This window comes from Micromonospora sp. CV4 (assembly GCF_003667455.1).
Taxonomy (GTDB): domain Bacteria; phylum Actinomycetota; class Actinomycetes; order Mycobacteriales; family Micromonosporaceae; genus Micromonospora.
The window spans coordinates 20,324-28,075 of the sequence record NZ_RCVI01000166.1; the positions used below are offsets into that span (position 1 = coordinate 20,324).

7 protein-coding genes are annotated in these 7,752 nt (G+C 72.3%); 4 read left to right on the forward strand and 3 right to left on the reverse strand.

What is annotated here, in order from left to right; all coding sequences use genetic code 11:
* Positions 1-54: 54 nt before the first annotated feature.
* The 3 genes from EAD98_RS03840 to EAD98_RS03850 all read left to right on the forward strand — a co-directional run bounded on the left by EAD98_RS03840 (position 55) and on the right by EAD98_RS03850 (position 3,090).
* A complete protein-coding gene (locus tag EAD98_RS03840; protein ID WP_121652687.1) occupies positions 55-2,220 on the forward strand; it encodes an ATP-dependent DNA helicase UvrD2 in 2,166 nt (721 codons plus the stop codon).
* A 124-nt stretch (positions 2,221-2,344) separates the two neighbouring features.
* Entirely contained in the window at positions 2,345-2,593 is a 249-nt protein-coding gene (locus EAD98_RS03845; protein ID WP_121652695.1) for a hypothetical protein, read from the forward strand.
* A gap of 131 nt (positions 2,594-2,724) precedes the next feature.
* Entirely contained in the window at positions 2,725-3,090 is a 366-nt protein-coding gene (locus EAD98_RS03850) for a WhiB family transcriptional regulator (RefSeq protein ID WP_121652688.1), read from the forward strand.
* A 337-nt stretch (positions 3,091-3,427) separates the two neighbouring features.
* Here the strand turns inward: EAD98_RS03850 and EAD98_RS03860 are convergent, their stop codons facing one another.
* The 3 genes from EAD98_RS03860 to EAD98_RS30645 all read right to left on the reverse strand — a co-directional run bounded on the left by EAD98_RS03860 (position 3,428) and on the right by EAD98_RS30645 (position 6,248).
* On the reverse strand, positions 3,428-4,774 hold the full coding sequence (locus tag EAD98_RS03860; RefSeq protein ID WP_121652689.1) for an AarF/ABC1/UbiB kinase family protein: 1,347 nt from the start codon (positions 4,772-4,774) through the stop codon (positions 3,428-3,430).
* Positions 4,771-5,883, reverse strand: a complete 1,113-nt coding sequence (locus tag EAD98_RS03865) for a hypothetical protein (RefSeq protein ID WP_121652690.1) — start codon at positions 5,881-5,883, stop codon at positions 4,771-4,773. Before EAD98_RS03865 ends, EAD98_RS03860 begins: the two co-directional genes overlap by 4 nt.
* A gap of 197 nt (positions 5,884-6,080) precedes the next feature.
* Positions 6,081-6,248: a DUF5679 domain-containing protein gene (locus EAD98_RS30645; protein ID WP_007464795.1), complete on the reverse strand. Its 168-nt coding sequence runs from the start codon at positions 6,246-6,248 to the stop codon at positions 6,081-6,083.
* A 513-nt stretch (positions 6,249-6,761) separates the two neighbouring features.
* Here EAD98_RS30645 and EAD98_RS03870 point away from each other — a divergent pair.
* Entirely contained in the window at positions 6,762-7,292 is a 531-nt protein-coding gene (locus tag EAD98_RS03870; protein WP_121652691.1) for a M48 family metallopeptidase, read from the forward strand.
* Positions 7,293-7,752 lie beyond the last annotated feature (460 nt).

Here is a 7,752-nt window from a genome sequence, read left to right on the forward strand (position 1 = left end):
TCAAGCCGAGGCTGTTCGCTGCAACGTCCGGGACAACTGAGATGATTCCTGGTTGTGGCGGTTCACTCAGCGTCGGAAAGCGTGCTCGCCGGGCTGGACCCGGAGCAGCGCTCCGCGGTGACCGCACCGGCCGGTCCGGTCTGCATCCTGGCCGGCGCCGGCACCGGCAAGACCCGCGCGATCACCTCCCGCATCGCCCATCGGGCGCTCTCGGGCGAGATCTCCCCACGGCACGTGCTCGCGGTCACCTTCACCGCTCGGGCCGCCGCCGAGATGCGACACCGTCTCACTCTGCTCGGGGCGCAAGGTGTGCAGGCACGGACCTTTCACGCGGCCGCGCTGCGCCAGGTGCGCTACTTCGCGCCCCGGCTGCTGGCCGGCCGGGCCATGCCCGAACTGCTGGACAGCAAGGTGCGGCTGGTCACCCTCGCCGCGGCCCGGGTCGGCCTGCGGACCGACCGGGCCGCCGCACGGGACCTGGCCGGCGAGATCGAGTGGGCCAAGTCGTCGCTGGTCGAGCCGACGGAGTACGTGGTGTCCGCTGCCCGGGCGCTGCGCGACACCCCGCACGAGCCGGCGAAGGTGGCCGAGGTGTTCACCGCGTACGAGCAGCTCAAGCGCTCGAACGGCGTGATCGACTTCGAGGACATGCTGCGCGCCGCGGTGTGGGGCATCGAGGAGCACCCGGACGTCGGCGAGCAGGTCCGCGGCCAGTACCGGCACTTCGTGGTGGACGAGTACCAGGACGTCAACCCACTCCAGCAGCGGCTGCTGGACGCCTGGCTGGGCGGCCGGAACGATCTGACCGTGGTCGGCGACGCCAGCCAGACGATCTACTCGTTCACCGGGGCGACCTCGGCGTACCTGGTCGACTTTCCGCGCCGGCACCGCGGCGCCACCGTGATCCGGCTGGTTCGTGACTACCGCTCCACCCCGCAGGTGGTCGGGTTGGCCAACGCGGTGATCTCCCAGGCCCGGGGCGCCGAGGCGCGGCTGCGGTTGGAGTTGAGCGGGCAGCGCCCTCCCGGCCCCGAGCCGGACCTGCGGATCTTCACCGACGAGCCGGCCGAGGCGAACGCGGTGGCCGCCCGCTGCCGGTCCCTCATCGACGCGGGCACCCCGGCGAAGGAGATCGCCGTGCTGTTCCGGACCAACGCGCAGTCCGAGGCGTACGAGAAGGCACTCACCGAGGCCGCGGTCCCCTACGTGGTGCAGGGCGCGGAGCGGTTCTTCGAACGGGCCGAGGTGCGCCAGGCGATGATCGCGCTGCGTGCCGCCACCCGGTCGATCCCGGGGGAGACCCCGCTGCCGACCGCCGTCGTCGAGGCGCTCACCGCGGTCGGCTGGGCCCCGGACGCGCCCCCGGCCGGCGGCGCGGCCCGCGAGCGGTGGGAGGCGCTGGCCGCGCTGGTCCAGCTCGCCGAGGAGTACGCGGCCACCCCCGAGGTGGTGCCGATCGGCGAGGCGGCGGCGGTCGAGCGCCCGGTCACCCTGGCCGACTTCACCGAGGAGCTGGCCCGCCGCGCCGCCCAGCAGCACGTGCCGACGGTGGACGGGGTGACCCTCGCGTCGCTGCACTCGGCCAAGGGGCTGGAGTGGGACGCGGTCTTCCTGGTCGGCCTCGCCGAGGGCACCCTGCCCACCACGTACGCGAAGACCGTCGAGCAGGTCGAGGAGGAGCGCCGGCTGCTCTACGTCGGGATCACCCGGGCCCGGCAGTGGCTCTGGCTGTCGTACGCCGCCGCGCGCTCGCCGGGCGGACGCGCCCGGCGCCCGTCGCGGTTCCTGCCCCAACTGGACCGCTCCGGCGGGACCGAGCGGGCCACCGGTGGCGCCGGTCCGGCCCGCCGCCCCGAGCGACGCCGTACCCAGATCGTCTCCTGTCGGATCTGCGGCGCCACCCTGCTCGCCGGCCCGGACCGCAAGCTGGGCCGCTGCCCCACCTGTCCGTCCGACATCGACGATGAGCTGCACGAACGTCTGCGGGAGTGGCGGCAGCGGGTGGCCGGGGCGCAGAAGGTCCCCGCGTACGTGGTCTTCACCGACGCCACGCTGATCGCGCTGGCCGAGCGGCGGCCCGGCCGGCCGGAGGAGTTGATCGCCATCGCCGGCATCGGCCCCCGCAAGCTGGGCCTCTACGGGGACTCGGTGCTGGCGCTGGTGGGTGGCGCGGGGGTGGACGACGTCTGCCCGGAGAAAACTTTCGAAATCTCGTCGTAAATTCGTTTGCCCTCGCCCCGGCGCGAGGAATAGCCTCAGAACACACCACGCGAGCGGCGCCATTCCGGCTGCTCACGGGGGTTGGTCCGGTCGATATATGAGGAACGTGAGGGAGGTGGCACCCGTGAAGATCTTCACCTACGAGCGTCTGGCGGCGATGCCAGCTGTCCACGCTCCGCTGTCGGCTGTCCGGGTGGCCCTCGCGGCCGCACGACCGTCGGTTCCGCAGGTGCACCAGGTTCAGGCCGAGCTGAACCTGACTGTCGCACCCATCGGAGTCGAGGGGACCAGTGGCTTCACGGGCATGGGCATTCAGGGCGCCAAGAAGCGCACGGATGTCCGCGGCGTTCCACCTCGAGGTAGACCGGTCTGATTCATCAGACACCGGCTCACCTCGAGGCCGCGGAACCCGCTTACCGGGATCCGCGGCCTCAGTTTTTTGCCCCGCCGAAGTACGTCGGAATGCGATCCACGAGATCGAAGTGAGAGAGAGGTGACCGGGCGATGAGTCTGGCGTTGGCCCCCCTCGACGTGAGCGTCGAGATGGAGGCGAACCTGCCCTGCCGGAAGTTCGACCCCGACCTGTGGTTCTCCGACTCGCCTGCCGAGCTCGAGCTGGCCAAGTCGCTCTGCGGGGACTGCCCGCTGCGCGTCGAGTGCCTGGCCGGAGCGGTGGAGCGAGCGGAGCCGTGGGGCGTCTGGGGCGGCGAGATCTTCGAGCGTGGCGTGGTCGTCCCGCGCAAGCGGCCCCGTGGCCGTCCGCGCAAGGAGGACGTCGCACGTGACGCCGAGCTCCGGGTCGAGGCCGAGGCGCGCCTGGCGGCCAGTGGGCTGTCCGAGGTGCGTGGCGCGGTCCGGCTGGCAGCCTGACATGTTCCCGATCCGTACCAACTACGCCGGTGACCTGCCGGCAGCGAGTGAGAAGACGATGCTGCACGTACCGACTGGAGCCTTCGAGATGCAACTACTCCACGAAGCGTTGTCCCGGGCTCGAATGCGCCGGCCTCAGGCCGGTCGTACCACCACGAGCACTGAGGCAACCCGATCCGCCCGTACCGTCGCCATGACCAGCCGTAACCAGTCGGCACGCGACCTGGGCGTTCTCTAGTACCACCGACACAGAAAGGGGCGGGTGCCAACCGGCACCCGCCCCTTTCGCCGTGCAACGAAGTCTTTGTCAACAGCCGGCGCGGATGGCCGGCGCCGCTCAGGCGACCGGTGCGAAGCCGGGCAGCCAGCGCTCCAGGATGCCCCGGTACGGCGCCTTCGCCTCCAACTGGCAGAGCACGCCGATCGACCCGAGCGTCACCCGGTGGATGAGCAGATACGACGGCGGCAGGTTGAGCTGCCGGCTGAGCTGGTAGGTGGGGGAGCGGGGGCTGGCCAGACGGGCCGCTTCGGCGCGCAGCCAGGCCCGGGTGAAGCGGAACTCGTCGGCCGCGATGGGCTCCAGCATCGGACGGAGGAAGTCGAGCACCCCCTCGGCGTCGATCTCCTCGGTGGAGCTGACGAAGCCCTCGGACCGCAGCCCAGCCACCACGCCGTCGGCGTCGTTGCGCAGGGCCAGCCCGGCGATGCGACCGATCGGCTCCGGCGTGCCCTCCGGCATGCGGGCCACCGCACCGAAGTCGATCACCCCGAGCCGGCCGTCGGGCAGCATCCGGAAGTTGCCGGGGTGCGGATCGGCGTGCAGCAGCCCGGCCCGCTGCGGCGCGGACAGGTGCAGGGTGGCCATCAGGCGGCCGGCCTCGTCCCGCTGCTCCTCGGTGCCCTCGCGGATGATGTCGGCCAGGGGTGTGCCCGCCACCCATTCGGTGATCAGCACCCGGGGCGACGCGGAGATCACCGCCGGGATGTAGATCTCCGGGTCGTCGGCGTACGCGGCGGCGAAGGTGCGCTGCGACTCGCCCTCCAGCTCGTAGTCCAGCTCCTCGGTGATCCGTTCGCGCAGCTCGACCAGGAGCGGCTTGACGTCCAGGCCGGGCTGGATGGCCCGGAACATCCCGCCCAGGCGGGAGAGCTGCTTGAGGTCGGCGAGCAGCGCGTCGCCGGCGCCCGGATATTGGATCTTGACGGCCACGTCGCGGCTGTTCGGCTCGCCCGACGGGCCGTACCCCGGCTCGCGCCACCTCGCCCGGTGCACCTGGCCGATGCTGGCCGCGGCGGCCGGGGTGTCGTTGAACTCGACGAACCGGTCCCGCCAGTCCGGGCCCAGCTGCTCGGTCAGCACCTTGTGCACGCTGGCGACCGGCAGCGGCGGAGCGGCCTCCTGGAGCTTGGTCAGCGCCTGGCGGTAGGGGGCGGCGATCTCCTCGGGCAGCGCCGCCTCGAAGACCGACAGGGCCTGACCGAACTTCATCGCGCCGCCCTTGAGCTGGCCCAGCACGCTGAAGAGCTGCTCGGCGGTGCGCTGCTGGATCTCCGCGGAGATCACGTCGGAGGCGAGCCCGGTGACGCGCTTACCCATGCCGAGGACGGTCCGCCCGGCGAAGCCGAGCGGCAGAGCGGCGAGTTTGGCGGTCCGGGACACGGCCCGGCGCGGGATGTCGGTCACACGGTCATTGTTACCGACCGAAGGGCCCCGCTGCTGCTCTGCTGCCGGGCTGGTGCCCACACGCGGCTCGGTGAGCACCCGCACGCCGGGTGCGGCGGCCAGCCCCGGCGGCGAAACCGACCCGCGCCGGTGATCTCCGTGGCACCGCCCAGCGTCTCCGGGGTGCCGCCGTCGAGCTGCGCCAGCGCTTCGGCCAGCGCGTACCCGATGGCTGCGAGCAGTGTGCCGGTCGCGCCGGCGACGGCCGGCTCGGCGGCCGCGAGTTGGGCGGCGAGCCGCGGCCAGTCCGGGTCGCGATCGGCCCGGTGCAGCTCCACGCAGTGCAGACAGGGCCCGGCGGGCGGGCGGACCAGCGGCCCGATCACCGGTACGCCCTCGCGCAGGGTGACCAGCAGGTGCGGCTGGCGGCGTTGGGCGAGACCGGCGGCGAGCAGCGCCGGCGGACGGTCGGTGCCGAGCTGGACCACCAGGTCGATCCGGGCGGTCCGGCCCGGGTGGGTGCCGGTGCCCGGCGCGACGCGGTCGACTGCGGCCCGTACCGCCGGGGCGAGCGGATCGCCCAGCTCGGCGGCCGGGATGCCGGTGCCGACCAGGTCGACGGGGCGTACCGGGCCGGTGAGGTGCGGAATCACCTGCCCGACGCCGGACTGGGCCAATGCCACCGCCAGCGGTGCGCCGAGCGCCCCGGCCCCGGTGAGCAGCACCCGGGCGGCCCGTCGCCGGCGCAGGCACTGGGCGGGAGTGCCGGGCAGCCGGGCCGCGGCCAGGGCCAGCGCGCCGGCCTCCGCGGCGAGCCGGACCCGGACCGGCCCGGTCAGCTCGCGGGGAAGCAGGCTGTGGGCGGGCACCAGCAGGCACGCGGTGCGCAGGGCGTCGAGCAGGTCACGTGCCTCGTCGGCGCTGACCCGGGCGGTGGGCGCGTGGGCCAGCACGGCGCGCTCGCTGCGGGTGCCGTCGAGCAGGTCGAGCAGGTGGGCGGCTCGCGGGTTGGCCAGTTCGAGCAGCACAGCGGGCCCGGGGCCGACGCCGAGCTGGAGGGTGTGCCGGTCCCGCCAGAGCCGGCTGAGGCCGGGCAGGAGGGTCGGGCGCGGCAGTGCGGTACGACTCATGATGACGAATCGTGACCGTTTCCCTGCTCTCGGTCGATCGTTGTCCACAGGTGGTCGGGCCGCTGTCCAGCGCTGTCCACAGGATTCGCCGGGTTATCCACAGCCCGCCGGTAATGGTGTCGGTCAACCGACAGGCCATCGATGGCAACGGGGGCGGGGTGGCCGCCGGCCACCCCGCCCCCGATCACCCGTACGCGTCAGACCTTGGCCTTGCCGAGGATGCGGTTCACTGTTGTTCCGCACACCGGACACTTGCCCTTGGCCATGTTCATTCCGGTCTTCGAGACCTCGACGTGCCCCTCGAAGTCCCGCTTCTCCTTGCACTTCACGCAGTAACCGTTGTAGGTCTGGGCCTGGTCGGCCACGGTGCCCTCCTCGTCTCGTCCGCCGGTCAATGCCGTCCCGGCGGGGTGCCCGGCGGCGGGCCACACGGGGCGCCGGCGCTGGGTCTCACTCCGCGGCCACCCTCGTGACCGCTGGTCCGCGGACCCTACCCAGGTCTGGGCGGTTCCATGTCAGCTGTGCATCGACACTGTGAGCAAGTCGACGTCGAGAGTGTGCATGGCGAATTAGGTCGGATAAGTCAGTTTGGCGGGGACACGCCGACCAAACCCTCTCAGCCACCCGTGCGGGTGCCCCCGCGGAGGCGCCGAGCACGGTGATCACCTACGGTGGAGGTGGACCGGACGGGGCCGCCATCGGGGTTCACCAAGGGTGACGAGATGGCGTAGCGGCGACCCGGCCAAGAAATTTTCGGGACGCCCAGCGACCAATCACCATTTTCTGGGCGCGTGTCGGGTGGTTGACCCTTGCGGACCCCTGGTCAGTACGCATTAGCTTTCCTTCGTGACACGTAGCCGAGGCTGCGCGGGCCAGTGATGGCGGGGACGCGCAAGCCGGTCGTCGAGGTGCGGCGCAGCCAGCGCCGACGACGCACGGTGTCTGCGTACCGTGACGGCGAGCGGGTCGTCGTCCTCATCCCGGACCAGTTCTCCCGGGACGAGGAGAGCGAATGGGTCGACCGGATGCTCGCCCGGCTCGCCGCTCGTGAAGGCCGGCTCGCCCGCTCGGACGACGAGCTGCTGACCCGAGCCACCCGGCTGATCGACCTCTACCTCGCCGGGTACGGCGCCCGGGCGGTGCCCACCAGCGTCCGATGGGTCACCAACCAGAACGGCCGGTGGGGCTCCTGCACGCCCGCCGACCGCAGCATCCGGATCTCGCACCGCGTGCAGGACATGCCCGAGTGGGTGATCGACTACGTGCTGCTGCACGAGCTGGCCCACCTCATCGTGCCCAGCCACAACGCCCGGTTCTGGGCGCTGGTCGGCCGCTACCCCAAGGCGGAACGAGCCCGCGGCTATCTGGAAGGCGTGGCCGCCGCCTCCTGCGCCCCCCTGCCGTCCTGACCCGGATGCCCTGCCCGCTCCGGCGGCCCGCCTGACCCACGGTGCCGCGGTCTACGTACCCGGCCCCGGCGGCGGCCTCGTCCTGCATGGTCCTGGCGTGGCTGCCCTGTGTCGTCCGCGAACTCGTCTGACCTGGAGCGACGCGGCGCCGGCCGCGCTGGCGGTTGGCGGGTTGGCGGGTTGGCCGGTTGGTTGGTTGGCGGTTGGCGGTTGGCGGTTGGCCCGCTTTGTCGCGCTCCCTGAGACCTTGCTTTGGGGCTGGCCCTAGATCGACTCCGTTTCCCCGAAATCGCGCTATCCGCGGGTGGAAGACACCGCGATATCGCCGAAACGGAGTCGATCACGCTGCGCCGGCCGAGCCGAGCCGGGCCGGGCCGGGCTGAGGCCCGGCCGAGCCGCATTCGGGGCTGGGTGCCGGGCGCAGGCCGGGCTGGACCCGGCGTGCTGGGCGGGCTGGGCT